Raw genomic sequence first — 26,535 nt, 5'->3', positions numbered from 1 at the left:
GGCCGGTCCGGGTAGCGTCCGGGCGGTGATCACCAGTGCGGGGGACGCCCGGCCCAACCCGTGGCTGTCCTGGCCGTACGTGCGGGACAACTGGGGCGACATCTCCGAGGCCCTCGGCCAGCACGTCGGTCTCACGCTCCAGGCGGTGCTGGTCGCGACGGCGATCGCGCTGCCGCTCGCCGTGCTCGCGCACCTGCGTCCTCGGCTGGCGGGGGCGATCCTCGGGGTGTCCGGCGCGCTGTACACGGTGCCGTCGCTGGCTCTCTTCGCGCTGGTCTACCCGTTCCTGCTGGACGCGCGGCTGTCCGTGCTCATCGGCCTGGTCATGTACGCGCTGCTGGTCCTGGTGCGCAACGTGCTGGTCGGGCTCCAGGGGGTGCCGGAGGAGGTCCGCGACGCCGCCCGCGGGCTGGGCTACCGGCGCCTGCGGATGCTGCTGACGGTCGAGCTGCCGCACGCGACACCGGCCGTGGTCGCGGGGCTGCGGCTGGCCACGGTGACCACGGTCGCGCTGGTCACGATCGGGGTCGTGGTGGGGTACGGCGGGCTGGGCCAGCTGCTGTTCCGCGGGTTCCAGAGCGACTACCACGCCGAGATCATGACGGCGACGCTGCTGTGCGTGGCCCTCGCGCTCGTCGCGGACGTCGCGCTGCGGGTGCTCGGGCACCTGGTGACACCCTGGCTGCGGACGCAGGGGGCCCGGTGAACGGCACGGTGAACGGCACCGTGATCCCCACGGTGAGCGGCACCGCGGACCGGACGTCGGTGGTCGGCGACGCCATCACCTGGCTGAACGACCCGTTCAACTGGACCGGCCAGTCCGGCGTGCCGTCCCGGCTGGTGGAGCACCTGGGCATGTCGGCGCTCGCCGTCCTGCTGGCCGCCGCCGTGGCGCTGCCGGTCGGGATCTACCTGGGCCACGTGCGCCGCGGCGGCGGGCTCGCCGTCGTGCTGGCCAACGCGTCCCGGGCGCTGCCGACGCTCGCCCTGCTGCTGATCTTCGCGTCCACCGCGATCGGCTTCGGCAACCGCGCCACCGTGCTGGCCGCGGCCGTCTTCGCGATCCCGCCGATCCTGACGAACGCGTACACCGGCGTGCTCGGAGTCGACCCGGACGTGCGCGACGCCGCCCACGCGATGGGCATGACGCCGATGCGCTCGCTGCTGCGGATGGAGCTGCCGCTGGCGGTCCCGCTGGTCGCGGCGGGTCTGCGCACCGCGACCGTGCAGGTGATCGCCACCGTCCCGCTGGCCGCCCTGGTCGGCGGCGGCGGGCTGGGCCCGATCATCGTGTCCGGTTTCGCCAACCGCAGGTTCGGCCAGGTGCTGGCCGGCGCGGTGCTGGTGGCCGGGCTGTGCCTGGTCGCCGAGGCGGTCCTCGCGGTCGCGCAGCGCGCCGTCACACCGGTCGGGCTGCGCGCGCCGCGCCGGGGCCGGGCCGGCGCAGCCGCACCGGCGCCGGGCGCCTGACCCGGTCCGCGCCGCTGCCGGGTGTGACACCGGGCACAGTCCCCAGCGTTGCCGCAGCGCCCGGATCGGGGTCCAATGAGGGCCGGACGCCGCCTCGCGCAGCCTGACTCCTGGAGCCCTGCCATGAACGCTCGACGCCCCCTGCTGTCCCTCCTCGCGATCGGTGTCCTGACGGTCACCGCCGCCTGCGGCGAGGGAGGCTCGTCCGGCACGGCCTCCCCGGCCGCGTCCGCACCCGCCGCGACGGGCGGGACCACCGCCGATGCGTGCGAGCCCGTGGCGGGCGACGCGCTGGTCGTGCTCGAGGACGACCAGAACCTGCAGACGGTCGACAACATCGTCCCGGCGGTCAACGCGGCCGCCGCCGCGGCCGACCCCAACCTGGTCCCGCTCCTCGACTCGGTCTCCGCGACGCTGGACACCCCGGCGCTGATCGAGCTGAACAGCGCGGTCGACGTCGAGCGGCAGACCTCCTCGCAGGTCGCCGAGCAGTACCTGGCCGACAACGGCCTGGCCGCGCAGGACCCCGTCGGCGAGGGACGGCCCGTCGTCGTCGGCGCCGGCAACTTCTCCGAGAGCGCGACCCTCGCCGAGCTGTACGCAGGTGTCCTGCGGGCCGCCGGCTACGACGCCTCGACGCAGGCCATCGGCAACCGCGAGACGTACGCGCCGGCGCTCGAGGCGGGCGAGCTCACGGTCGTGCCCGAGTACGTCGGCACGCTCACGGAGTTCCTCAACAAGTCGGTCAACGGCGCCGACGCCACCGCGGTCGCCAGCTCGGACCTGGACGCGACGGTCACCGAGCTCACCGCGCTCGGGGAGCAGGTCGGGCTCGTGTTCGGCACCCCGTCGCAGGCGCAGGACCAGAACGCCTTCGCCGTGACCACCGCGTTCGCCGACGAGTACGGCGTGGCGACCCTCAGCGAGCTCGCCGAGACGTGCGGCGGGGTCGTGCTCGGCGGCCCGCCGGAGTGCCCGGAGCGCCCCTTCTGCCAGCCCGGGCTGGAGGAGACCTACGGTCTGGACGTCACCGAGTTCGTCTCGCTGGACGCCGGCGGCCCGCTGACCAAGGCCGCCCTGCAGCAGGGCGAGATCGCCGTCGGGCTGGTCTTCTCCTCCGACGCCGCGCTCGCAGGCTGAGGGATCCGGCACCCGCTGCACGACGGAGCCCGGCTCGCCCGCACGGGGTGAGCCGGGCTCCGTCGTCCCCGAGGCCGGTCGGGAAGGTCCGGGCCCGCGGCGCCCGGACCGTGCAGGCCCGGACCACGCGGCCTACAGCCCGTAGCTCTCGAGCAGGCGCAGCCACACCTCGCTCACCGTGGGGTAGGACGGCACCGCGTGCCACAGCCGGCTCAGCGGCACCTGCCCGACGACGGCGATCGTGGCCGCGTGCAGCATCTCGGCCACCTCGGGTCCGACGAAGGTCGCTCCGACGACCACCTCCCGGTCGGTGTCGACGACGATCGACGCGGTGCCCTCGTAGCCCTGGGCGTACAGCGATGCGCCCGCGACGGAGCCGATCGGGTACTGCACGACCCGGACCGGCAGGCCCGCGTCGCGCGCCTGGGCCTCGGTCAGCCCCACGGCGGCCACCTCGGGCCGGGTGAACACCACCTGCGGGACGGCGGCGTGGTCCGCCGTCGCCCGCCAGCGGCTCCACGGTGCGCCGCCCTCGACGTCGGACGGCGTCGCGCCCGCGGTGGGCCCGTCCCCGCCGACCACGGCGCCGTCGGTCCCGCCCCCGGCGAAGCGCGCGGCGATGACGTCACCGGCGACCCGGGCGTCGTACTTGCCCTGGTGCGTGGTGGCGGTCCGGCCGGTGACGTCCCCGGTGGCGTAGAGCCAGCCGTCGTCGACCGCGGTCACGCGCAGGCTGTCGTCGACCTCCAGGGCGCCGCCGGGCTCGAGCCCGAGGGTGTCCAGGCCCAGGTCCGCAGTCCGAGGCCGCCGGCCGGTCGCGACCAGGACCTCGTCGGCGACCAGGGTGTCGCCCGACGACAGCTCCAGGTGAACCCCGTCGTCGGCGCGCCGGACCCGTCGGGCCTCGGTGCCGAAGCGCACGTCCACGCCGCGGGCGGTGAGCGCGCCGGCGACCGCCTCGCCCGCGAACGGCTCCATCCCGGGCAGCAGCCCGTCCCCGCGCACGAGCAGGGTCACCTGCGCACCCAGGTCCGCGTAGGCGGTCGCCATCTCGGTGGCCACCACCCCGCCGCCGACGACGGCGAGCGACCCGGGGACCTCCTGCGCGGCGGTGGCCTCACGGCTGGTCCACGGCCGCGCGGTGGCGAGACCGGGCACGTCGGGGATGACCGGCTCGCTGCCGGTGGCGACCACCACGGCGTGCCGGGCGACCACCGTGGTGGCGGCGCCGTCGCCGTCACGGACCTCCAGCCGCCGGGGGCCGGTGAAGCGCGCCGCGCCGCGCACGAGCTCGATGCCGGCGCTCTGCAGCCACTCCACCTGGCCCGAGTCGTCCCAGTCGGAGGTGAACGAGTCGCGCCGGGCCAGCACCGCGGGGACGTCCAGCGTGCCGGTGACGGCAGCATCCGCGCCTGGGACCGCCCGCGCGGCCTCCAGCGCGGCACCCGGGCGCAGCAGGGCCTTGGACGGCATGCACGCCCAGTACGAGCACTCGCCACCGACCAGCTCGGACTCGACGATCGCGACCGACAGCCCGCCGCGCCCGGCCCGGTCGGCCACGTTCTCCCCCACCGCCCCGGCCCCGAGGACGACGACGTCGTAGGTGCGCTCGGTCGCGTCGCCCGAGCCGTCCCGACCGGTGCTGCCGGTCGCGCTGCTGTCGGGGGTGGGTGTGGCGGTCATGGTGCTCCTCGGGGACGGGGACGGACGGTCCGCCCCATCGTCCACCGCCCGGACGCCCGCGTCAGCCGACGTGGCGCCCCACCGTGGCCGACCGCTGCCGACGGACCCAGCGGGAGAGCCACGCACCCGCCGCGACCAGGGCGGCACCGGCCGCACCGGCGCCCGCGGCGCCGAAGCCGGTGGCCGCGAGGGTGGCCGCCCCGGTCGCGTGCGCCGGGGTCGTCGCGCCCGTCGCGGTCACCGGCGTGACGGGGGTGGACGCGGGCGGGATGACCGTCGGCTCCGACGCCACCGGGGTCGCCTCGGGCTCGGGCTGCGGCTCGGGCTGGGGACCGGTCCCGGGCTCCGGGCTCGGCTCCGGGTCGGGCTGGGTCGCGGGAGGCTCCTCGGGCTCCGGCTCTGTGACGGGCGGCTCGGTGACGGGCGGCTCGGCGACCGGGGGCTCGTCGACGGGAGGCTGCGTCACCGGCGGCTCGTCCACGGCAGGAGCCCTGAGGACGAGCTCGTCGACGAGCGTCGCCCCCGCGGCCAGCTCGACGCCGGCCGTCTCCTCACCGCCGGGGTACTCCACGCGGTACAGACCACCCGGCAGGCCCACGACCGAGACGCGGCCGTTCGCGACGGTTCCGGGCAGGAGCATGTCGTCGTCGGTGCCGAGCTCGCCGTCGAGGCCGGCCCAGCGGACGAGCACCTCGTCGCCGTCGGGCAGCAGCCGCTCACCCACCAGGACCGGGACGTCCAGGGCGGCGTCGCCGACCAGGCCGACGAAGGCGTCGCCCTGCCCGCCCTCGGGGACCACCACCTCGGCGGCGGCGTCGGCGTCGCCCTCGGAGTCGGCGGTCACCTGGAGGACCTGGGGCCGCACCGCGACGACGCGGTAGGTTCGCGCGTCCAGCGCCGCGAACGAGAACCGTCCGGCGGCGTCGGTGACCTGGCTGGCCAGGACGTCGGCGGGCGCCAGGACCACGCTGCCGAGCAGCACCGAGGTGTCGAGGAACGCCGGCCGGTACGCCGGCAGCGCCTCGACCCGGCGCTGCAGCTCCACGCGCACGCCCGGCATGCCCGCCTCACGGGCGTCCTGCAGGCCGTTGCGGTTCTGGTCGAGCCAGACGACGCCGCTGAGCCCCTGGCGCGGGGACGGCGGGGCCGGCTGCGGCTCGGGTGCAGGGTCCGGCTCTGGGGCAGGCGCGGGCTCCGGTTGAGGCGACGGCACGGGGTTCGGCGCGGGGTCGGGCTCCGGCTCCGGGTCCACCCACGGCTCCGGCTCCGGGTCACCGATGGGCCCCGGCACCGGCTCCGGCTCAGGCGCCGGCTCGGGCGCGGGCGCCGGCTCGGGCGCGGGCGCCGGCTCCGGCTCCACCCACGGCTCCGGCTCCGGCTCACCGATGGGCCCCGGCACCGGCTCCGGCTCAGGCGCGGGCGCGGGCGCGGGCTCCGGGTCGGGCTCCGGCTCCGGCACGGGCTCCGGCTGAGGTGCCGGCTCCGGCGCGGGGACCGGCTCCGGCGCGGGGTCGGTGCCAGGCACCGGCTGGCCGGTCTCCTCACTGACGACCACGGGGTCGCTGCCCGTGTAGGCGATGGACCCGAGGGCGGTCGGGAGCGGGTCGCCGTCGGCGCCCTGCTCGGCAAGGTCGGCGAGGATCTGCTCCCGCGGGATCCCGGCTTCACGCTCGACGTTGTAGAACTCCTGGGCGGTCAGCGCACCGCAGGCCATCCCGAGCCGGCTCACCGCCTGCGCGAGCGACGTCGCGCCCGCGGGCCAGTTGATGCCCGTCCGCGCGCCGCCCGATGCCTGGTCCGGGACGATGTCGCCCCAGATCTTGGCGTTCGACGGGTACACGATCGTGGGGTTGAAGACCGGCCCGCTGTGGCCGGTGTGGTCGTTCGCGCCGCCGCCGTTGACGGCCGACTGCGCGACGTTGATCAGGCGGTACGGGTTCTTGGTCGAGTGGGTCCGGTGGCAGATGCCGACCTTCCCGCCGGGCGCCGCGTGGGCCGACGTCGCGACGCCGAGTCCTCCCAGCAGCAGCAGCCCGGACAGGGCTGCGCCTCCGAACGCGTGCCCGCGTCCCACCATGGTCCACTCCTCGCCTGCGGCGGACCCCGAGCGGATCCGCCTCGCCCATCGGCCGCATCGGGAGGGATCTGACGAAACGGGCGGGTCGGTACGCCGCCGTCGCTGTGGTGCTCGCCGTCGCCGCGCCGCTACCCGGGCGTCGGGTCGGGTGGCCAGGCCCGGACGACGACGTCGTCCTCGGTCAGCGGGCGGGCCGCCAGCGTGGCGAGCGCCGCGACGTACCCGTCGAGCGGGGTGGGCAGGACGAGTACACCGGGCGCGACCCCGTCGTCACCGGCCTTCACCAACGCCTCGCGCCGCACCCACGCCCGGGCGCGGTCTCCCACCGCGTCGGAACCGGCCCCGCCACCGGCCGGGCCGGCCGCCGCGGCGACGTCGGCCACCCGCTGCACGTCGACGCCGACCGGCGCCCCGGCCGACACGGCGACCACCACGAGCAGGCCGGAGTGCGAGACCGACACGTGCGGCCGTACCCGCCCGGGTCCCACGACGCGCGGGCGGCCGTGCGGCCGCCCGCAGTCGGCGCAGCTCCGGTCGAGGACGACCTCCGCCGGTGGGGCCCCGACGCACTGCCCGACGGCGGTGCGCAGCAGCGCCGCAGCGAGCATCGACCGGCCCTGGTCGGCCGGGCGTGACAGGGACCGGACGCGGTCCCGCTCGGTGGCGTCCAGGACGTCGAGCAGACCGTGGTCGGCGGCGAGGAGCGTCGACCACCAGACCTCGACCTCCGGGCGCCGGACGTCGGACGGGCCGGGGCCGACTTTGTTCCGCGTCACCACTGGAGGTTAGCCTCACCTACGTGACCATCCTCGGCCCGGGTGCCGACCTCCGCCACGGCGCACCCGGCCGATCTCTCCGGCCGGTCGCGCCGGCCGGGCCGCTGACCATCGCGCCGCCCACGGACGCCGGCCACGCACCCGCGCTGGTCACCCCGGACGGCGAGGTGCTCACCCACCAGGACCTGCGCGACCGCGTCGGCGGGCTGGCGGCAGGGCTGCCGCCAGCCGCCGACGGGCGCCGCCTGGTGCACGTGCCGCTGCGTCGGGACGCGGCGGCGGTGACCGCCTACCTCGCCGTCCTGCAGGCCGGCCACGTCGCCCTGGTCACGGGTGAGGAGGACCGCAGCCACCGCATCCTGCGGCGCTACCCGCCGGACGTCCGGACGAGCGCGGACCGCGACGCCCCGTTCGAGCTGCTCGCCGCTGCGCCCCAGCACGCGCTGCACCCGGACCTCGCAGTCCTGCTCAGCACCTCCGGCAGCACCGGGTCGCCGAAGCTCGTGCGGCTGTCGCACCGCAACGTGCGCAGCAACGCGGCCGCGATCGCCGAGGCACTGCGCCTCACCGCCGCCGACACGGCGATCACCAGCCTGCCGCTGCACTACTGCTTCGGTCTGTCGGTGCTGACCTCGCACCTGGTCGCCGGCGGCTCGGTGGTCCTGCACGACGGCTCGGTCCTGGACCCCGCCTTCTGGGACGCCGTGGACTCCCGCGCCGTGACCACCCTCGCCGTCGTGCCTCACATGGTCGACCTCATGGAGTCCTCCGGCGTCCTGCGACGCCCGCACCCCTCGCTGCGCCTGGTGGCCCAGGCCGGCGGACGGATGCCGGCGGACCAGGTGCGGCGGACCGCCCGGGCCGGCGCCGAGCACGGCTGGGACCTGGCGGTCATGTACGGCCAGACCGAGGCGACCGCGCGGATCTGCGTGCTCGACCCGGCGCTCGTCGCCGACCACCCGGACGCGGTGGGGCGGCCGGTGGCGGGCACCTCCGTGCGCCTGGACACCACGGTCCCCGAGGCCCACGGCGGCGCGGGCGAGGTCGTGGTGCAGGGGCCCGGCGTGATGATGGGCTACGCCGAGCACGTCGACGACCTGGCGCTGGGCGCCATGCTGACCGAGCTGCGCACCGGTGACCTCGGGGTCCTGGACGGCCAGGGGCTGCTGCGGGTGGTGGGCCGGCGGTCGGGCTTCGTCAAGATCATGGGTCTGCGCGTGGACCTGTCCGGCGTCGAGCGGGCCCTGGAGGCCGCGGGCCTGACGCCGTGCGTGACCGGGGACGACGCCGGCCTGCGCGTCGCCGTCGAGCCCGAGGACGGCGCGAGCGCCGTGCAGACCGCGGGACGGGCGCGGCGGCTGGCCGGCGAGGCCTCCGGTGTCGGCACCGCTGCCGTGACGGTCGCGGTGGTCCCCCTGGCCCGGCTGGACAGCGGCAAGGTGGACCGCAACGGGTGCGACGCGCTGGTCCGCGGCAACGCCGCCGACGCGTGCACGGACGCCCGGGTGCGGGTGGCGGAGTCGATGGGCGCGACGCCCCCGCTGGCCGTCCGGGTCGCGGCCGCGCTGGCGGAGGTCCTCGGCGGCGACGGGGTCGACCTCGACCGGAGCTTCGTCCAGCACGGTGGCGACTCGCTGAGCCACGTCCAGGCGTCGGTGCGCCTCGAGGGCCTGGTCGGTCCCCTGCCGCGCGGGTGGCACCAGCGGCCGCTCGCCGAGCTCGTCGAGCTGGGCCGGCGTCGACGGGCCGACGTCGGCACACGCGGTGCGGCCGGCGCGGACACCGCCGCGGGCAGCCCCGCGGCCGCAGACGACGACGCCGCCGCGCCGCTCCCCCGCGCTGACCGACCCGACGGCCGACCACCGCGGGCCACGCGCGAGCGGCGCACCGTGGAGATGTCGGTGCTGCTGCGAGCCGTTGCGGTCGTCGTCATCTGCGGCTCGCACGCCGACCTCTTCCGCATCCTCGGCGGTGCCCACACGCTGCTGGCCGTCGCCGGGTTCAACGCGGCACGGTTCGGGCTCTCGGTGCCGACCGTCACCGGACGGTGGCGCGGCACCGCCCGGATGCTCATCGGCCTCGCGGCCCCGACCGCGGCCATCGCCCTGGTCGGGATGGCGACCCAGAACCGCTACGGGTGGGGCAACGTGGCCCTGGCGAACTGGCTGGTCGGCGACGTCACGTACGGCTTCCGCAACGAGCTGTGGTTCGTCGACGCGCTCGCGGCCAGCCTCGTGGTGCTCGCGCTGGTCCTCTCGGTGCCACGGGTCGCCCGGGCCTGGCGGCGGGACCCGTGGCGGGTCGCGGCCACGGTCGCCGTCGTCGCGCTCGTGCCGCGGTTCGCCGTGCTGCACTACGGCGAGGGGGTGCTGCGGGGCATCATGCCGACGACGTTCTGGCTGTTCGCGGTCGGCGCCGCCGCCGCGTACGCCGACAGCCGCCGGCGCCGGCTGCTCACCCTGGCGGTCGCCGTGGTGGGCGGGGCGACGTTCTTCGCCGACGACCCGGCGCGCAACCTCGCCGTCCTGGCGGGGATCGCCGTCCTCACGCTGGTGCCCGAGGTCAGGGTGCCGACCCGCTGGCTGCCGGTGATCACCGTGCTCGCCGCGGCCTCGCTGCACATCTACCTCATCCAGTTCCAGATCCTGGCCGTGATCCCCGGGCCGCTGCCGGCGACCGTCACCGCGATCGCCGCGGGGTGCCTGCTGTGGCGCCTGACGGCCCGTCCGGTGCGCGCACTGCAGGACCTGGTCCGCCCCCCGACCCGATGACCCACCCCGCCACCAGGAAGACGGACACCCTCGTGCCCCTGCACCGCCGCGCCCTCCTCGGGTGCCTGCTCGCCGCCACCCTCGCTCTCACCGCCTGCAGCGGTGGCGGCGGGACCCAGGAGGAGACCTTCGAGCCGGACCCCGAGGCTCTGCAGATCTACTCCTCGCAGCACCGCAACGTCACCGAGGCCTGGACGCAGGCCTTCACCGAGCAGACCGGCATCCCCACCCAGGTCCGCGAGGGTCAGGACGCGTCGATGGGGCACATGATCGTCGGGGAGGGCGACGCCTCCCCCGCCGACGTGTTCCTCACCGAGAACTCCCCGGCGATGACGCTCGTCGAGCGTGCGGGCCTGCTCGCCCCCGTCGACGCGGCGACCCTCGCCACGACGCGGGACGGGATGGCGCCGTCGTCGGGTGACTGGACCGCGATCGCGGCCCGGTCGACCGTGCTGGTCTACAACACCGACGAGATCGGCGAGGACGAGCTGCCGGAGTCGATCATGGACCTGGCCGACCCGCAGTGGGCCGGCCGCTGGGGCGCGGCGCCGGGCGGCGCGGACTTCCAGGCGATCGTCGCCGGCATGCTCGCCGACCAGGGCGAGGACCGGACCGCGGCCTGGCTGTCCGCCCTGGCGGAGAACGCCGAGGTCTACCAGAACAACATCGCGACGATGAAGGCGGTGAACGCCGGCGAGGTGCCGGTCGGCATCATGTACCACTACTACTGGTACCGGGACCAGGCCGCCGACTCCGAGGGCAGCGCCAACACCGCGCTGCACTACTTCGGCAACGAGGACCCGGGCGCCTTCGTGAGCCTCTCGGCGGGTGGTGTGCTGGCGTCGTCCGACATGCCCGAGGAGGCTCAGCAGTTCCTCGCCTACGTCACCAGCCCCGCCGGTCAGCAGGTGCTGGTCGACAGCGGCTCGATGGAGTACGCCATCGGGGAAGGTGACGCGTCCGACCCGGCCCTGCCCCCGCTGGACTCGCTGGGGGCTCCCCCGGTCGACCCGTTCGCGCTGGACTCGGAGCGCGTGATCGCGCTCATGACCGATGCGGGCATCCTCTAGCCTCCGGGGGGTCACCCTCGCCGCGGCGCTCGTCGCCGCCGTCACCCTCCTGCCCCTGGTCGTCGTCCTCGCCGACGCGGTGTCCGCCGGTGCCGCGACCGCGACCCAGTACCTGCTGCGCCCGCGGGTCGGGACGCTGATGGGGAACACGCTCGCGCTCCTCGCCGTCACGGTGCCCGCCACGGTGGTCCTGGGGACCCTCGCCGCGTGGCTGGTCGAGCGGACGAACCTGCCCGGCGCGAGCCTGTGGCGCACGCTGCTGCTGGCGCCGCTCGCGGTCCCGGCCTTCGTCAGCGCCTACGCGTGGGTGACCGTCGCGCCCGCGATGACCGGGTTCGCCGGCGCCGCCCTGGTCACGACGCTCGCGTACTTCCCGTTCGTCTTCCTGCCGGTCGCCGCGGTCCTGCGCACCCTGGACGCCGGCGACGAGGAGGCGGCCCGGTCGCTGGGCCTGTCGCCGGCCGCCGTCGTGCGACGGACCGTCCTGCCGCGGCTGCGGCCGGCGATCTCCGGCGGCGCGCTGCTGGTCGCCCTGCACGGGCTGGCCGAGTACGGCGTGCTGGAGATGATGCGGTTCCAGACGTTCACGACCGCCGTCATGCAGCAGTACGCGATCGGGTTCAGCGACGTCACGGGCAGCCTGCTGGCCTCGGTCCTCCTCGTCCTCTGCCTCGTCGTGCTCACCGCCGAGGTCGCGGCGCGGGGGCGCCGTCGGGTGGCCCGGGTCGGAGCCGGCGCGCCCCGCCGGGCCGAGCCGGCGCACCTGGGCCCGTGGTCGGTCCCTGCGGCGGTGCTGCTGGGCGCCGTGGTCGCCGGCGGCCTGGTGGTGCCGGTCGCCACGGTGGCGCGGTGGCTGGTCCGCGGGCTCGAGCGGCCCGGTGCCGTGGCCGGGGACCTGGCCCAGGTGACCCTGAGCACGGTCGCCCTGGCGCTGGTCGGCGGTCTGGTGACGACCGTGGCCGCGCTGCCCGGTGCCTGGCTGCTCAACCGACGTCGTGCGGCGGCGTCCCTGCTCCTCGAGCGGGCCACCTTCCTCGCGAGCGCGCTGCCCGGCGTCGTGGTCGGGCTGGCGCTCGTGACGCTGTCCGTGCGGTGGGCGCGCCCGGTCTACCAGACCGTCGGGCTGCTCGTGGTGGCCTACACGATCCTGTTCGTCCCCCGGGCGATGGTCACGCTCCGCGCGGGGCTGGCGGCGGCGCCACCCGAGCTCTCCGAGGCGGCGCGCTCCCTGGGGCTCGGCGGGACCGCGACGCTGGCCCGCGTCGTCCTGCCGCTCGCGGCGCCGTCGATGCTCACCGGGTTCGTGCTGGTGGCGCTGGCCGTCTCGACCGAGCTCACCGCCACCCTGCTGCTCGCCCCGACCGGGACGCAGACGCTCGCGATCGCGTTCTGGAGGGCGGCCAGCGAGCTCGACTACGCTGCCGCAGCGCCGTACGCCGCCGCGATGGTGGCGCTGTCGGCCCCGCTGACCGTGCTGCTGCGGCGGCAGATGGAGGACGACCGGTGAGCGAGGTGCGGCTGAGCGGCATCAGCGCCGGGTACGCGGCCACGCCCGTGCTCGACGCCGTCGACCTCACCGTGCGGGCCGGCTCCACGACGGCGGTCCTCGGCGGCTCGGGCAGCGGCAAGACGACGCTGCTGCGGATCATCGCCGGCTTCCTGCGGCCCACCGCCGGGGAGGTGACGATCGGCGGCCGCACCGTCGCCGGCCCGGGGACGTGGGTGCCGCCGGAGCGGCGCGGCGTGGGGTACGTGCGCCAGGAGGGCAGCCTGTTCCCGCACCTGTCGGTCGCCGGCAACATCGCCTTCGGCCTGCCGTGGCCGCGCCGACGCCACCGCGACCGGGTGCTGGAGCTCCTGGACCTGGTCGGCCTGCCGGCCGAGCTCGCGGACCGGCAGCCGGACCACCTGTCCGGCGGGCAGCAGCAGCGGGTCGCGCTGGCCCGGGCCCTGGCCCCCGGACCGGACCTCGTGCTGCTCGACGAGCCGTTCTCCTCCCTCGACACCGCCCTGCGCGCCTCCACCCGGCAGGCGACCGCCCGCGCGCTGCGCGCCACCGGCGCCACGGCGATCCTCGTCACGCACGACCAGGGCGAGGCGCTGTCGTTCGCCGACGAGGTCGCCATCCTCGGCGGCGGCGCCTTCCGCCAGGTCGCCGCACCGCCGGTCGTCTACGGGGAGCCGGTGGACGCCCAGGTCGCCGTCTTCCTCGGCGATGCCGTCCTCGTGCCGGGCACCGCCACCGCGGGACGTGTGGACTGCACCCTGGGGTCGCTCACCGTCCGCGGCTTCGTCACGCACGGCCCGGTCGAGGTGATGCTGCGCCCCGAGCAGATCGCCCTCACCCGGGCCGGCGCGGGACGCGTCGACGCCACCGTCGTGAGCATCGCCTACTTCGGGCACGACGCCGTCGTGGAGCTCGACCTGGTCGACGACGCCACCCGGCACGGCATCCGCGCCCGCGTGGTCGGGCTCCAGCCGCCCTCCCCGGGCGACCGGGTCGGGCTCGACGTGATCGGGCCGGTCCGCGTCTACCCGCCGTCGGTGGTCACCTGACCCGGCGGTACCGCACGCAGCGTCCGGCGACGCCGGCACCGACCCTCCCACCCATGGCCACCGTCGATCCCGACGCCGCCCGCCTGGCGGCCGCACGCCGGTCCCCGGTGGGCCACGTCGTCAGCCAGGTGCTCGACCCGGTGTCGTGGTCTGCGCCGTCCTCGCCGCCGCCGGCGCGCGTCGCCGTGACCGCGGCGGTCGTCGCGATGCTCGCCGGGCGGGTGATCGCCTGCGCACGGTGGCGGGCCGGCCGGCACACCACCGGCCAGGCCGCCGTCGGCTGCCTCATCGGCTGCAGACGCGGCCGTGGTGTTCCCCGCCCTGACGCGGTGACGCCGGAGGGCCCCAACCAACCGCCGTCGGCCGCACAATGGTTCCCACCACCGGGACAGCGTGGCGGGCGGTCACCCTCGCCGACGACCCTCCCTCACCGACGACCGCAGCCGCCGGACGCCGCCCGCGCAGCCGCGCGGCGTCGTCGAGGCCGCGCAGGCGGCACACTTCACCGTGGGTCCACCATCGCGTGACCCGTCCGACGACAGGAAGAGCAGCGTGAAGATCGTCTACTACAGCTTCGGGGGGCGGTACTCCGACAGCCCGCGAGCCCTCCACCAGCGTGCGCTGACCCGCACCGCGGCCGACGTCGAGCACGTGTGGCTGGCCCACCCCTCGCGCGCCGCTGCCTTCCCCGCCGGCACCGTGACGGTCCCGGTGCGCACCCCGCAGGCCCTGGCGGCGCTGCACGGGGCGGACGTCGTCGTCGCCGACAACCACCTGCCGGTGTGGGACAAGCGCCCGGGCACCACCTACCTGCAGACCTGGCACGGCACGCCGCTCAAGCGCATCCACCGGGACGCGCTCAGCCAGACCGACAGCGAGGAGGTGCTGGCCCGGCTCGACGACGACGTCACCCGCTGGGACGTCCTGCTCGGGCCGAGCGAGGCGGCCGCCGTCCCGCTGCGTGCCGCGTTCGGCTTCACCGGCCGCGTCCCGGTCACCGGGTACCCGCGCAACGACGCCCTGCTCGCGCCCGACGCCGCCGCACGCCGCGACCGCGTGCGCGCCGCTCTGGGCATCGAGGACGGCCGGACCGCCGTGCTGTACGCGCCCACCTGGCGCGACGACGACCGCCTGCGGGACGCGCCCGCCTCGGGCCTGCCCCTCGACCCCGACCGCTTCGCGCAGCGCCTCGGCGACGACCACGTCCTGCTGCTGCGGCTGCACCACCTGGTGCCGGACGCCGTCCGCGGCGGCGACGTGCCCGGCGTCGTGGACGTCTCGGACCACCCCGACATCAACGACCTGTACCTGGCCGCCGACGTGCTGGTGACCGACTACTCCTCGGCGATGTTCGACTTCGCGCTGACCGGCCGCCCGATCCTGTCGTTCGTGTACGACCTCGAGCACTACCGGGACGTGCTGCGCGGCTTCTACTTCGACCTGGCCGAGATCGCGCCCGGACCGCTGCTGCGGACGGGCGAGGAGGTGCTGGACGCCCTGGCCGACCTCGACGCCGTGCAGGCGGCGTCCGCGGACCGCTACCGGGAGTTCCGGGAGCGGTTCTGCCACGCCGAGGACGGTCGCGCCGCCGACCGCGTGCTCGACCTCCTCCTGCCCGCCGCGGTGGTGTCCGCGTGAGCCGCACCCCGGCCGTGCAGGCCGTCATCCTGGCCGCGGGCCTCGGCACCCGGCTCGGCCGGCCGCTGCCGAAGTCGCAGACCCCGCTGCGCGACGGGCGCACCATCATGCGCCAGCAGCTGGACAACCTGACGTCCGCCCTGGGACCCGACGTCCGCGTCGCCGTCGTGGTCGGCTTCAAGGCGCTGCTGATCATGGAGGCGCACCCGGACCTGCGGTTCGCCTACAACGAGCTCTTCGACTCCACGAACACCTCCCAGAGCCTGCTGCGCGCCCTGGAGACCTCCCACCCGGGGGGCGTGCTGTGGATGAACGGCGACATCGTCTTCGACCCGCGCGTGCTGCGGCACGTGCGGCCGTGGCTCGAGCGCGACGAGACCTTCGTGTGCGTCAACACCGCGGCCGTCGCCGAGGAGGAGGTCAAGTACACGGTCGACGCGGAAGGCTTCGTGCGGGAGCTGTCCAAGACGGTCACCGATGGCCTCGGCGAAGCGGTGGGGATCAACTACGTCAGCGCGTCGGACAAGGCCGTGCTGATCGAGGAGCTGCGGGACTGCGCCGAGACCGACTACTTCGAGCGCGCCCTGGAGACGGCCATCGCGCGTCGCGGTCTGCGGGTCGCCCCCGTGGACGTGTCCGCCTTCGACGTCGTCGAGGTCGACTTCGCCGACGACCTGGAGCGCGCCGACCAGATCGACGCCGCGAACCTCTGGATGGAGCCGATGGGCGACTCCGCCTTCTGACCGCGTCTCGCGACCGGACGCGTCGGGTGCTGGGGCACTCCGGCGCGGTCGGCGGCGTCGGTGTGGCGCGGTCGGTGGCGCGGTCGGTGGCGCGGTCGGTGGCGCGGTCGGTGGCGCGATCAACGCAGCCAGCGGCGCAGGCGCTCCTTCTTCGCGGCGCGCCAGGCCGCGTCGGCGCGCGCCGCCGACTGCTCGGCCCGCACCTCCTCCTGGGCGTGCAGCCGCCCGAGCGCGAACGCCGTGCTCGGCCGCGGGGTGCGCGACGCGAGCTCGGTCAGCCGCGCCCGGGTGTTCAGCGAGTCCAGGTGGTCGCCGAGGTGCTCCTGGACCGCCTCCATGGCCGCGGCCAGCCGGCGGGCGTCCCTGCCGAACACCGGGGCGGCCGACTCGGCGGCGTAGCGCGCCCGCTTGGCGGCCTTGCGCGCGTCGTGCAGCAGCTCCTCACGGCGCGCGGCGTCGTCGGCCGCGTGGGCGGCCCGCATCGTGCGACGGACCCGCCGCTCGCTGCGCCCCACGAGCCGGGGCAGGACGTCGCCGGCGGGTCGACGGGCACGGCCGCGCAGCGGCGGGTCGGCCATGAAGCCGGTCAGCGCGGCGAGCAACTCCCGGTAGCGCTCGCCGTCCAGCTGGGCGAGCACGTCGTCGTGGGCGGCGCGGTACGTCGCGTCGAGCTCGCCGCGCACCTCGTCCCGCGCACCGTCGTCGAGGTCCGCCGAGCCGTGCTGCTCGGTGGACCCGACGACCCGGTCGCGCATGACCTCCGCGTCGCGGGCCTGCCCGAGCACGCCGGCCAGCCAGCGCAGCTCGATGCCGAGCGGCCGGGTCCGGTGGGCGCGCAACAGCGGCTCGTAGGTCCGCAGCGCGCTGCGCAGGCGCCGGCTGGCAACCCGCATCGCGTGCACCGCACCGGGCGCGTCGAGGCGCACGGGCAGGTCCAGAGCCCGGATCTGGTCCACCTGGGCGCCGATGTGGGCCAGGGCGACGTCGCCGGCAGGCGACGACCTGCGCCACCGCCCGGCCCGCACCGGCCTCGGGTTCACGGGTGCGGCGCCGTGCCCGACGGCGCCGTCGTCCGCCACAGGCCCGAGCACCCGGGCGAGCTTCGACGCCGATCCGGCGGGCACCAGACCGCTCGCCCGCAGGGCCGGGTCCAGGGCGTCCAGCAGACCCGGGTCGGCGTCCACCAGCTCGACCTCGACCTCGCGCCACACCTCGTCGTCACCGTCCCGCTCGGACGTCCCGGGCGCCGCCAGCCGGCGGGCGGTCACCCGGTCGTCCGCGACCTCCAGGCGGACGCGCCCCGCACCGTCCACCAGCTGCCGCACCGTCCGGGCGGTCACGATCCGCACCACGGGGACCAGCGCACGCCCGAGGGTGACCGCGTAGGTCATCGACTCGAGCTCCGCGGGGACCTCGGTGGTCCCCCGGCCCAGCGGCAGGCGGACCTCCGACCGGGCGCGGTCGGCCGTCGGCACCTTCAGGTGCCACCCGGCGTCGGCCCCGCCGGTGCGCCGGCGCAGGGTCAGGCCCGCCCGGACCAGGTCGAGCTCGGCGGTGTCGAAGTAGGTCGCCCGGAGCCGCTGCGTCGCCGCCTCGCCCGCGGTCCACGGGTCGTGGTCCCCCTCGGGCGCGCGACCGTCCCCGCGCACCGACTCGACCAGTGCAGCCAGGTCCGGCATCTCGAACGCGGCGTCCGCCTCGTACTTCGCCTCGACCTCGAGGTGTGGCTCCGTCATGGGCCAGTGGTACCACCGGGCCTGAGGTGGCCGCCGTCGTTCCGTGCGTGACTGCCGCGCGCCGCCGCGGCGCGGATGTGCCGACGCGCCCGGCGTTCACCAACCGTTCATGCGCCGTTCAGCGGAGCAGCGCCCACGGAGCCGCACCATTCAACTCTGCACCACCCCCACCCGCGTGGATCACGCCCGCGGTTGCGCTCGTCGTCCGGAGGTCGTCATGGCGGAGTACGTGTGCATCGACGGGCCGCTCGAGGGCCACGTCGACGTCACCTCGGACGACCGGCCCCCCGGCGCCGTGGTGACCTTCGAGCTGCGGTGATGGTGCGCCATCCGGGAGTCGAGGGTCACCCCCGCCGGCGAAGCGGCTGCGCGTCTGGCGGCGAGCGACGGTGTACTCGACTCCCGTCCCACCCCGCCGGCTCCAAGCGTTGCAGCGCCGACCTGCGCGTGGGCGCGCTGACGATCGCCGGTGCCTGCACCTGGTGGGCGGCCGACAACAGCGTCACCGCGGATCTGGACGAGCTCGCTCCCGCCCACATCACGTTCGCGAAAGGGGTCGTGGCCGGCGACGCAGGCACCGGACCTTGGTCCCTTGCCGCAGCATTGCTCGACTGATTGTCTTGGTGGTCTCGCTAGGAGGCGAGGCGTATGTCCACTGACTTTGGTACGGCCACAACGACAAGCCGAGAGGTCAGAGCTCCGGCGGGGAATCGCGGACGCCGGGCCCCCAGCCGGCGGAGAACGGCGAGCAGGCTGGATCCTCAATCGGGACAAGAACTCTACGACCGCGCGGGCTGGGCGCTTGAGGAGGCCCAGTGGCGCGCCGAGAAGCATGACATCCTCGCTGGGCGATGGAGCGTCCTCGATTCCTGGACCCGACTAGCTCTTGCGCTCGCAGCGTCCCTGAGTGCGGTGAGCCTGTTCGCGAACAACGATGCTCTGACGGCGGTGTTCGCCGTCACGACGGCCGTGGTCTCTGCGCTCAACGCGGCGTGGGACCCAACCGAACGAGCACGAAAGCACCGCAGGGCGGCCAGCGACCTCATGAGGTTGGAGGGTCCGCTGAACGATGTCTGTCGCGCAGGCTGGCAGAGCATTCAGACCCGATATGTTGCCGTGCCCGGTGTCGACCAGAAGACCGGCGCGCAATATGATGCCGGCTACTACACGGACGTCGACCTGGCGCCCGCAGAGCTGAAGGCCCTCGCTGGCCGGCTCATTGCTCTGGAGGACGACGTCCGCCAGGCGGTCGAGGACGCTCCTCCTATCAACCGCCTGTTCTCACACGATCCCTATGCAGTCCCTCGGACGACCTGGGGCCTGAAGCGGCTCGAGCGTCGCCTCGAACGCCAGAAGCAGGCGATGCTACTGCGGGAGAGGTCGATGGACATCGGACCTCCGAATGCGCCGCCGCCTCCGCCGCCTCTGAGCGCTGCCGGACGCGCCGACCAGGACGGTCATCCGCCGGTCCGGGGCCATGCATGAGGCTCCGCCCGCCCACGAGATCCTCGTGGACGGGCGGCTGCAACTCGATGGCGCGGGCAGCGCGCGTCTTCAGCTGCTTTTGCAGTCGGTCGAGTGGCTCAGGACCAAGTTCTCTGTGGGGCCGGTGGCGTCGTCAGCATCGTGGGTGTTGAGCCGGCCCACGAGGTGTGGGCATCGACGTCTGGCCCCGACCAGACCCGGCCGATCGAGGGGGACTCATGTTCATCCAGCTCAAGACCTACGACGGCCAGCACTACGTGAGTGCGGACGGCGGCGGCGGTGGTGGTGTCAACGCGATTCGTACGTGGCCGGCCCAGTGGGAGACGTTCCGCCTCGTGGCTGCCCAGGGCGCAGAGCTCAGATCCGGAGTGCCGGTCAACATCGTGACCGCCGATGGCATGCATTTCTTGTGCGCCGAAGGTGGAGGGGACAGGGAGGTCGTGGCCAACAGGACAGTTCCGTCCATCTGGGAGACCTTCCTGATCGAGCGCGTCGACGGTGTCGCCGACATCGCCTCCGGCTGCCAGGTCCACTTCCGAGTTCATGACGGGCATTACATCTGCGCAGAAGGGGCGGGCGGTCGGGAAGTTGTCGCCAACCGCTCAGCGGCGGCTCAGTGGGAGACGTTCACGGTGACCGTCTTGCCGGCCGAGTCACTCTTCCCGATGCGCATCAACGGTCAGTCGCGACTGTCGAGAGGCAAGTGGGTCTCCGCCGACGCGACGTTGACCAGAGACGGCCGACTGCACACCGAGTTGCATGTCTGGACTCGCAACGAGTCCTATGGCTTTCATGGAGCGTGCGGCGTGCTGGTGGTGGACGAAGCCAACGCTGTGCTGTGGCGTAGCGAGCTGCACACCCTCGGCGTGGACGGCACGTGGATCCCGGGGAAACCTTCGTCGCGGACAAGCAGTTACGAGGAGGTCGTCCCTACGGAGATCATGGCGAAGATGGCTGCCGTGCGTCTTCTCTTGGTGGAGAACCCCCGCAACATGCTCTCACACGACCTCGATGAGGCAGTCGCGGTGGGTAAGAAGATCGTGGACGTCGGGAAGGTCGTCGCAGGCATCTTCGCGCTGTTCTGAACATGCGTGCATCGACGATGGACGGCTGTAGGAGAGGAGGAAGGCCGAAGGTCAGCGGCGACTCGGGTGATCAGGAGCCTGCGCCCTGATGGTCAGTCCCGCCGAGTGCCGAAGCGCGGAAGGTGAACCTGGTTGACTAGAAAGCGCTTCGGCCGACACACGCACGTGGCCGCACGTGCAGCGGCGGTCGCACGCCGAAGTCCAACCGCGCAAAAGCGGTAAGCCCGACCGACACGGGGCCGCATGCACGTGACTCCCGGACAGAACTCATGTCCGCGCTGTCCAGTGCGCTCTGCCGGAGTTGATCGGCTGCCTGGCCACCCACTCGCGCATGTTGTCCGGGCCGTAGTGCAGGTACCGACCCACGCGACGGGCCAAGCAGGGTCCTCGGCACTCCGAGCGCCAGGCGTACCGATCGTTCACGGGTACGCCCAGGTACAGGGACAGTCTGTCCATCGATGTGGTCGCCTGATGCGGCACCTGGCACCTGGCGGGCGAGCGGAGATCACCCGCACTGTGCGCCCGACGGCTCGGTGGCGGCACGGGTCTACCTCCGCGACCACCAGGGCCGCCGCGGCCGGTGGACCGCGCTCGGGCGCTCGAAGGTGGCAGCACAGCGAGCGCTCACGCAGTCTGTCGATGAGGCGATGCGGCGGGCGGGGTGTTCAGGTCCTCGACCGCTCCTGCGAGGCAAAGGAGGCACGGGCGCAAGTCGACGATGTCGCAGCGCGTCCTGCCGGTGCCGGTCTGGTGCGTGGCGATGCTGCGCGAGCGCCCGGCGTCGTCGGACGGCGCCGGAGCGGTCTTCCTCGACACCACGGGCGGCTGGTGGAACTGCGACGACGTCAGTCGCGGTGTCCGCATGGTGCGGCTGGTATGGAGTTCGAGTGGTTCGTCCCGCACACGGCTCGCCGGACGGTGGCGACGCTGCTCGACGAGCACGGGTCGACGGCGAGGTCGATCGCCGACCAGCTCGGCCACGCGAGGGTGTCGATGACGCAGGACGTCCACATGGGCCGGCGGCTGCCCCGAGCCGACGTCGCGCCCAGCCTGGACACGCTGTTCGATCGAGACCCGGCACAGCACGTGGACCCGGCCCCGGACATGCCTCAGGCCAGCGACCCGGTGTAGGTCGCTGGCCTGCGGTGGTGGTGCGCCATCAGGGACTCGAACCCCGAACCCGCTGATTTGGTCTGGACGTCCACGTAGGCCGCGCGCGCAGCATGGAAGCGCAGGTCGCGTCTGGTAGACGGACCGGGCGACCATGGTGGTTCTCGCCACGACGTGGACCCGCACGTGGACCCGACCTCAACCGAGACCACCAGTTCGGGATCTGGCGTGGAGGTCAGATGGGTCACCCTCGCGGGCAGCACACGTGCGACTGCAGGGGTGACTGTCAGCGCGGTAGCCAACCAATCGGTACGTGCGAGCGTGATCCGCGGTCCCATCAGGCACGCAACAGGCGCGGTCTGCGACCAGGGAGAGCCACCGACCCGATAGCGGAGCAAAGAGCCCGACGGAGGCCCGGGTCAAGGGTGAGCGCAGCTCATCACGTAGTGACGCCGCAGGCACCCTTGACGCGGGCCGGAGGCGGGCGGATGCTCGGCCATCGGGTCGGCGGCTCGGAGGTTCGATCGCGCAGTCCAACGTGATCCAAGTGGGGCCGGTGCTTGGTGAACGAGCGCTGCCAACCCTGTTCGCAACGCGCCCGCCATAGGCGCGGCAGGTGGGCGCGGTTTCTGCGAGCATGTCGCCATGGCGGACCCCCGTAGATGCTTCATAGCCATGCCCTTGACAACTCACCCCGAAGACCTCGATTTGTACGGTGGTGACATCGAGCACTTTATTCACGTACTCGACCACCTGTTTGCACCAGCGGTCGAGCGAGCGGGATTTGAAGCCGTCCGACCAATCATGCGTGGAGCCGACCTCATTCACGCCGAGATCGTGAAGAACCTGGAATTGGCAGACCTAGTGCTCTGCGATATCAGCCGCCACAATCCGAACGTATTTTTTGAGCTTGGCATCCGCACCGCGCTCGACCGCCCGATTGCCCTAGTTCGCGACTCCACGACTGAACGACTGCCGTTCGATACGTCAGGCATTAATACACTTCAGTATGACGCAACCCTCGCGCCGTGGAAGCTTGAGGGCGAGGTTGAGAAACTTGCTGCGCACATTCGTGCGAGTGCGGATAGGGCCGCAGGGTCGAACCCTCTATGGCAGTACTTTGGTCTCACTAGGCGCGCGAGCACTCCCCCCGAGGGAGATGACCCAATCGCGGCAAAACTGGATCTCGTGCTCACCGAATTGCGCGGAAGCAAAAGGGACCGCGAGTCCGACGACACACACAGCTCGGCCGAAAACTTGCTGGCCAACTTCAGGTGGCACGCGCGTGCTGACGAGACGCTGAAACTTGTCGGAGACTTCCCTGCGGACGCTGTCGCCGTGATCGTGGACCTGCAGGAGATAGCGGCGGGCGTGCAGGTGCGTGTACGACCGATCGAAGTCGATAGTCAGCGCCGCATTACTCTGGAAGTGGGCGGAAGGCTGCCGGAGGTGGTACAGACGACGATGTTGGATCGGGCCGCGAAGAGCGGGTTTGGCATCAGATTTCTCCGAACCGTCAAATAGCGGAGCTCCGTTGTCGTTACCTGGGCGCCCGTACAGTCGAGTGCGGCACGCCCGGCCGAGGACGGCGCGCTAGCGCCGCCCGCAGGCCGGGCGCCGGCGTCCTATTCCGCGATGACACCGGCCGCGTCCTGCTCGTGAAGCCGACCTACAAGGACGGCTGGGAGATCCCGGGCGGCTACGTCGAGAAGGGCGAGAGTCCCCGCGCCGCCGCAATTCGCGAGGTGAGCGAAGAGCTCGGCGCGCACCTGGACGTCACTGACCTACTGGTCTCGGACTGGGCGCCGCACCCCGCAGAAGGTGACAAACTCCTGTTCATCTTTCGCGGTGGCACGCTCGCGCAAGAGGACCTCGACCGCTTCGATCTCGATCACAGGGAACTATCCGAAGCTCAATTTTTCCGCGTAGAAGAACTAGCCGGCCTGATGCCCGAGCGCCTGGCTCGTCGTGTATCCCACGCCGCACGCCATGACACCGCAACCTATCTCGAGCACGACAGGCCTGTGCCTACACGCCACTCCAAATGAGAGATGGAACGTTGTGCGCCGCCACGGACGGGATCTTCAATCGCCCCATTCGAAGTGGAACATCGGCTCACCATCTTCGAGCCCCGCGGCCACTTCTTTGAGCCCGAGGTTGCGCTCGCACGAGGCCTGAGCTGTACTCACAAGGCCATAGCCAATCCCGGCGGGTGTCTTCCATCTCCAGGGGTGATCCCGGCTGCCTGGCGGCTGCGACAGATCCGGACCCGTCAGAACGATTGGCAGGTTCGGCGCCAACGCCCCGCTCGCTAGCTTAAGAGGAGAGGATCGCTCCACGAGGCCACGTAGTTGCCGGCGCTCGTCGTCGGTGAAGCGCTCCTTAAGTGTCGCGAACAGCAACATGCAGCGGACGCCGCGCTCAAGAAGTCTTCGCTGTAGGTTCTCCAGCCCGTCAATGTCTTTCCCATCGATGCGGTTGCTTGTCTTCACCTCACCGAGCACTGCAAGCCAATCGCGGTCCGGGATGAACACCGCAACGTCGACCTCGACCGTCTTGCCCTTGGCGGTCACCTCAAGGCCAAGAACGTGGGCGAGTGGAGGCTCTTCGATGTGACGGAACTGCCGGATCAACCCTGTTACCGCCAGGGCGGGCATGAGCGCCTGAACCTGGTCTGGACGAAGATGAGCCGCAAGGCGTAGTCGCCACTCGCTCGGCGCAAGCGATAAAGACAACGCCAGACCGAATTCTTGCCCACAGAGCTCGCAGCGCATCGTGGCCAGTAACTCGTCAGCAGACACCATGCGTTCGACCCGGCAGTGGCTACAGTGGACCCGCAACATGGGGACGAAAAGACCGCTATGCAAAAGAAAGTCCAACTGACCCGCCGCGTACGCTTTTTCATCTGTCTCCGGCCCGAACAGCGAGTCGGGCCAAGAACCTCGATTACGTCTGATCTCTTCGCGAAGATGCGGAAACGTAACCCCTGTCGCCCTAGCCGCCGTCAGAGCGAGCGCTGCGCGAATTCCCGGTTGATTCAAGACGCCACTAAAAGCCCCCCCTAGCTTGCCAGCGGCGCGTGTCTGGAACTTCCCGAGCTCTGATTGACCGATAGTGACTGCCTCGTCATCAAACAAGACGGCCATTACATCGAGATTGTATGCGAACGGCACGCGGACGTTATCACGGGTGGCCTCGATGCCAAGCGCGAAGCCCTCGCTTGTCACGCGGTAGTGCCGAATACTCTCGGTCGTGACTGCCGAGCGCAATAGCGACGAGTGCCTACGAAAAGGCGGTATGGATGCCGTGCGTCGGGGATCTAGACCATTCACACTATGTACCGATACTTCGGCGGCGACTACGCCGCGTGCAATGGCGTCGGGCTCGTCACTTAGTCCGAATGCTGGCAACTGGACGTCGAACCAGCGAGCCTCGGGCCGGCAGTCAACCCGGACGGAACGCACGAACGGTGTCTTGAGGCCTTGGAACATGCGGTGGGGAGAGTGCTCGCGGTCCCGACGAAGTGCAACGAGTCCGGACCGATGTGCAGCTTCCTTAATCGCACGAACTGTGGACGTGGAGGCATCGTCCATGCCCCACACGCTGAGCACACGCTTTGACTCCGCCTGCGACCCGCCCGACTGCCAATCTACGCCCGCAAAGCCAACATCGAGCAGGGCGGCGACGACATCCGCTTCTCCGTCGTCCGGCACGCCAACCATCCGCATGCCGTGACTTCGCAAGTTCCAGAAGCCTACAACGTCTTCGGGGCGCCCGGCCCGCACAATGTAAACTCCGTGATAACCAACGAGCCCCGCGCCATATCGAATGCTGACATGTCGACGGCCGACGTCCAACAGTCCAACGGATTGCAAGTCGCCTGCGTTCCACGAACCCAGGACTTCGTTGAGCGTCGCGGTATCTATCTGAATATCCCGCCGCGCGCTGACGCCGTCGGCTAGACCCTCGGGTACGCCCCAGGTCGCAGCGTATAGAAGATCAGAAGTGTCGCCCGGTTGCCAGATTGGGAGTAGAACATGTTCACGGGAATTGAGCACAGCGTTTGTCGGCAGTAGAGCCGTGCGGAAACCTTGCTCCGAGCGGCTAAAGGGCCCCCACTCTTTCCCTCCCGGCCAACTCCACCCTTCCTTGCGCAGAAGTTCCTCGTGAGGACCCGCGGGCCCATCGGCATAGATCGAGTCGACATCAAGAATCTCGGCCTGAGCCTCCAAATGGTCAGGCGAACTCCTCACATCGAGGATCGGCATGTAATAGCCGCCCCACACCCCCGATAGTCGCACAATCGCATTGCGAACCTCGGTCGCCGATGTTGCGTCCACCAGCGGACTCACCCTCCATGGACGGATGGATACCCGTCCACGAACCTCGGCCATTTCATATGTCATGCGCAGGCATCCTAGTAGAGATTGACTGAAGCGGTGCGCGGCTGCCCGGCGAAAACCCAGGGCCCGCTATCGATCTACGCGGACACCTGCGACTCATAGTTGCTCACGCTACTCTGCCGAATTGGCCTCTAGGAGATCAAGGCGCCGGCTCCGCCGGCGGCCACGCGGGGGGTAGCGAACTTCTCTTCCTCGGTCACGTGGTCAGGATAGGTAGCGGTCGGATCACTCGGCGAGGATGCCGGCTCGACTGGCCAAACCGTGTAGCTCGGTGCTGGGCGTCACGCGTCGCGTGCGAAGCCACTCATGGAGGAGCGAGTGGGTCATGTAGTGCCGCCGTACCTGCTCAGGGGCGCGCAGCTCGGCTCCGAGCAAAAGCGCGAGCGCCTCAGGTTGCTTGCGCTGGAAGTGCAGCGCTCTCGCTACCTCCAGACTGTGCCTGACCTGCCGCTCCATCGGCATCGATGATGCGTCGACCTGCTGGCCTAGGGCTGCCGCCCGTTGGAAGTCGCCAAGTTCGGCCGCGACGGCCACCTCGTGGATCGTGACGTTGGTCGGGCCGAACGCGGTCCACATGTGGTTGCCGTCGGACCCGAGCACAGTCGCCGCACGGCGGGCGCCGGCCAGGTGCATATCGGCGCTTCGGCGGTCCTTCGAGCGAGCGCTGACCATGGCCCCCACGAGGTGAGTCGTGCCGATCGCCGACAGCAGGCGGGGGTCTGCTGCACGGATAGGTGACACCTGACCTGTGGTGCCGAGGGGCACCGCTGGGAGGATGTGCACCGTGCCCAA

Annotated in this window: 21 protein-coding genes; 15 read left to right on the top strand and 6 right to left on the bottom strand. The window is 72.4% G+C overall.

Going from position 1 to position 26,535, the window contains the following annotated elements; translation table 11 throughout:
• The first annotated feature begins 25 nt into the window (after window positions 1-25).
• The 3 genes from Q0840_RS14315 to Q0840_RS14305 all read left to right on the top strand — a co-directional run bounded on the left by Q0840_RS14315 (window position 26) and on the right by Q0840_RS14305 (window position 2,610).
• The gene (locus Q0840_RS14315; protein WP_298460506.1) at window positions 26-706 is read left to right on the top strand and encodes an ABC transporter permease; all 681 of its coding nucleotides are present in this window, start codon (window positions 26-28) and stop codon (window positions 704-706) included.
• Window positions 703-1,470, top strand: coding sequence for an ABC transporter permease (locus tag Q0840_RS14310; protein ID WP_298460504.1), 768 nt, complete (start codon window positions 703-705; stop codon window positions 1,468-1,470). Before Q0840_RS14315 ends, Q0840_RS14310 begins: the two co-directional genes overlap by 4 nt.
• Window positions 1,471-1,593: 123 nt before the next feature.
• Complete coding sequence (locus tag Q0840_RS14305; protein ID WP_298460502.1) at window positions 1,594-2,610, top strand: glycine betaine ABC transporter substrate-binding protein; 1,017 nt, start codon at window positions 1,594-1,596, stop codon at window positions 2,608-2,610.
• A 132-nt stretch (window positions 2,611-2,742) separates the two neighbouring features.
• Here Q0840_RS14305 and Q0840_RS14300 read toward each other — a convergent pair whose 3' ends face one another.
• From Q0840_RS14300 to Q0840_RS14290, 3 genes are all read right to left on the bottom strand, one after another.
• Entirely contained in the window at window positions 2,743-4,293 is a 1,551-nt protein-coding gene (locus tag Q0840_RS14300; RefSeq protein ID WP_298460499.1) for an NAD(P)/FAD-dependent oxidoreductase, read from the bottom strand.
• A gap of 61 nt (window positions 4,294-4,354) precedes the next feature.
• Entirely contained in the window at window positions 4,355-6,370 is a 2,016-nt protein-coding gene (locus Q0840_RS14295; RefSeq protein ID WP_298460497.1) for an SdrD B-like domain-containing protein, read from the bottom strand.
• 128 nt (window positions 6,371-6,498) lie between these two features.
• Complete coding sequence (locus Q0840_RS14290) at window positions 6,499-7,146, bottom strand: 4'-phosphopantetheinyl transferase superfamily protein (RefSeq protein WP_298460495.1); 648 nt, start codon at window positions 7,144-7,146, stop codon at window positions 6,499-6,501.
• Between the two features lie 23 nt (window positions 7,147-7,169).
• Between Q0840_RS14290 and Q0840_RS14285 the strand changes: the two genes are divergently transcribed.
• The 6 genes from Q0840_RS14285 (at window position 7,170) to Q0840_RS14260 (ending at window position 15,924) form a co-directional block, all read left to right on the top strand.
• The gene (locus tag Q0840_RS14285) at window positions 7,170-9,917 is read left to right on the top strand and encodes an AMP-binding protein (RefSeq protein WP_298460493.1); all 2,748 of its coding nucleotides are present in this window, start codon (window positions 7,170-7,172) and stop codon (window positions 9,915-9,917) included.
• Window positions 9,914-10,987, top strand: coding sequence for an extracellular solute-binding protein (locus Q0840_RS14280; protein ID WP_298460491.1), 1,074 nt, complete (start codon window positions 9,914-9,916; stop codon window positions 10,985-10,987). The genes Q0840_RS14285 and Q0840_RS14280 overlap by 4 nt, the downstream gene beginning before the upstream one ends.
• The gene (locus Q0840_RS14275) at window positions 10,971-12,494 is read left to right on the top strand and encodes an iron ABC transporter permease (RefSeq protein ID WP_298460489.1); all 1,524 of its coding nucleotides are present in this window, start codon (window positions 10,971-10,973) and stop codon (window positions 12,492-12,494) included. Before Q0840_RS14280 ends, Q0840_RS14275 begins: the two co-directional genes overlap by 17 nt.
• On the top strand, window positions 12,491-13,543 hold the full coding sequence (locus Q0840_RS14270; protein WP_298460487.1) for an ABC transporter ATP-binding protein: 1,053 nt from the start codon (window positions 12,491-12,493) through the stop codon (window positions 13,541-13,543). The genes Q0840_RS14275 and Q0840_RS14270 overlap by 4 nt, the downstream gene beginning before the upstream one ends.
• A gap of 552 nt (window positions 13,544-14,095) precedes the next feature.
• Window positions 14,096-15,181 carry a CDP-glycerol glycerophosphotransferase family protein gene (locus Q0840_RS14265; protein ID WP_298460484.1) on the top strand — a complete coding sequence of 362 codons (1,086 nt, stop codon included), beginning with the start codon at window positions 14,096-14,098 and terminating at the stop codon, window positions 15,179-15,181.
• Window positions 15,178-15,924, top strand: a complete 747-nt coding sequence (locus Q0840_RS14260) for a phosphocholine cytidylyltransferase family protein (protein ID WP_298460482.1) — start codon at window positions 15,178-15,180, stop codon at window positions 15,922-15,924. Before Q0840_RS14265 ends, Q0840_RS14260 begins: the two co-directional genes overlap by 4 nt.
• A gap of 119 nt (window positions 15,925-16,043) precedes the next feature.
• Here Q0840_RS14260 and Q0840_RS14255 read toward each other — a convergent pair whose 3' ends face one another.
• Window positions 16,044-17,660: a CYTH and CHAD domain-containing protein gene (locus Q0840_RS14255; RefSeq protein WP_298460480.1), complete on the bottom strand. Its 1,617-nt coding sequence runs from the start codon at window positions 17,658-17,660 to the stop codon at window positions 16,044-16,046.
• A gap of 447 nt (window positions 17,661-18,107) precedes the next feature.
• Here Q0840_RS14255 and Q0840_RS14250 point away from each other — a divergent pair, with 447 nt between their 5' ends.
• The 6 genes from Q0840_RS14250 to Q0840_RS14225 all read left to right on the top strand — a co-directional run bounded on the left by Q0840_RS14250 (window position 18,108) and on the right by Q0840_RS14225 (window position 23,388).
• Window positions 18,108-18,275: a hypothetical protein gene (locus tag Q0840_RS14250; RefSeq protein WP_298460478.1), complete on the top strand. Its 168-nt coding sequence runs from the start codon at window positions 18,108-18,110 to the stop codon at window positions 18,273-18,275.
• 297 nt (window positions 18,276-18,572) lie between these two features.
• The gene (locus Q0840_RS14245) at window positions 18,573-19,145 is read left to right on the top strand and encodes a hypothetical protein (protein WP_298460476.1); all 573 of its coding nucleotides are present in this window, start codon (window positions 18,573-18,575) and stop codon (window positions 19,143-19,145) included.
• A gap of 218 nt (window positions 19,146-19,363) precedes the next feature.
• Window positions 19,364-20,230: a hypothetical protein gene (locus Q0840_RS14240; protein WP_298460474.1), complete on the top strand. Its 867-nt coding sequence runs from the start codon at window positions 19,364-19,366 to the stop codon at window positions 20,228-20,230.
• A gap of 876 nt (window positions 20,231-21,106) precedes the next feature.
• Complete coding sequence (locus Q0840_RS14235) at window positions 21,107-21,361, top strand: tyrosine-type recombinase/integrase (RefSeq protein WP_298460472.1); 255 nt, start codon at window positions 21,107-21,109, stop codon at window positions 21,359-21,361.
• A gap of 624 nt (window positions 21,362-21,985) precedes the next feature.
• Window positions 21,986-22,864 carry a hypothetical protein gene (locus tag Q0840_RS14230; protein ID WP_298460470.1) on the top strand — a complete coding sequence of 293 codons (879 nt, stop codon included), beginning with the start codon at window positions 21,986-21,988 and terminating at the stop codon, window positions 22,862-22,864.
• On the top strand, window positions 22,843-23,388 hold the full coding sequence (locus tag Q0840_RS14225) for an NUDIX domain-containing protein (protein ID WP_367183137.1): 546 nt from the start codon (window positions 22,843-22,845) through the stop codon (window positions 23,386-23,388). The genes Q0840_RS14230 and Q0840_RS14225 overlap by 22 nt, the downstream gene beginning before the upstream one ends.
• A gap of 36 nt (window positions 23,389-23,424) precedes the next feature.
• Here Q0840_RS14225 and Q0840_RS14220 read toward each other — a convergent pair whose 3' ends face one another.
• Both Q0840_RS14220 and Q0840_RS14215 read right to left on the bottom strand, forming a co-directional pair.
• On the bottom strand, window positions 23,425-25,746 hold the full coding sequence (locus tag Q0840_RS14220; RefSeq protein ID WP_298460468.1) for a hypothetical protein: 2,322 nt from the start codon (window positions 25,744-25,746) through the stop codon (window positions 23,425-23,427).
• 222 nt (window positions 25,747-25,968) lie between these two features.
• Window positions 25,969-26,535 (bottom strand): hypothetical protein (locus Q0840_RS14215; RefSeq protein WP_298460466.1); only part of this gene is annotated, 567 nt, incomplete at its 5' end.

This window comes from uncultured Cellulomonas sp. (genome assembly GCF_947494015.1).
Taxonomy (GTDB): domain Bacteria; phylum Actinomycetota; class Actinomycetes; order Actinomycetales; family Cellulomonadaceae; genus Pengzhenrongella.
Note: the sequence above shows the minus strand (reverse complement) of the source record. Positions and strands in the feature narration are given on the sequence as shown.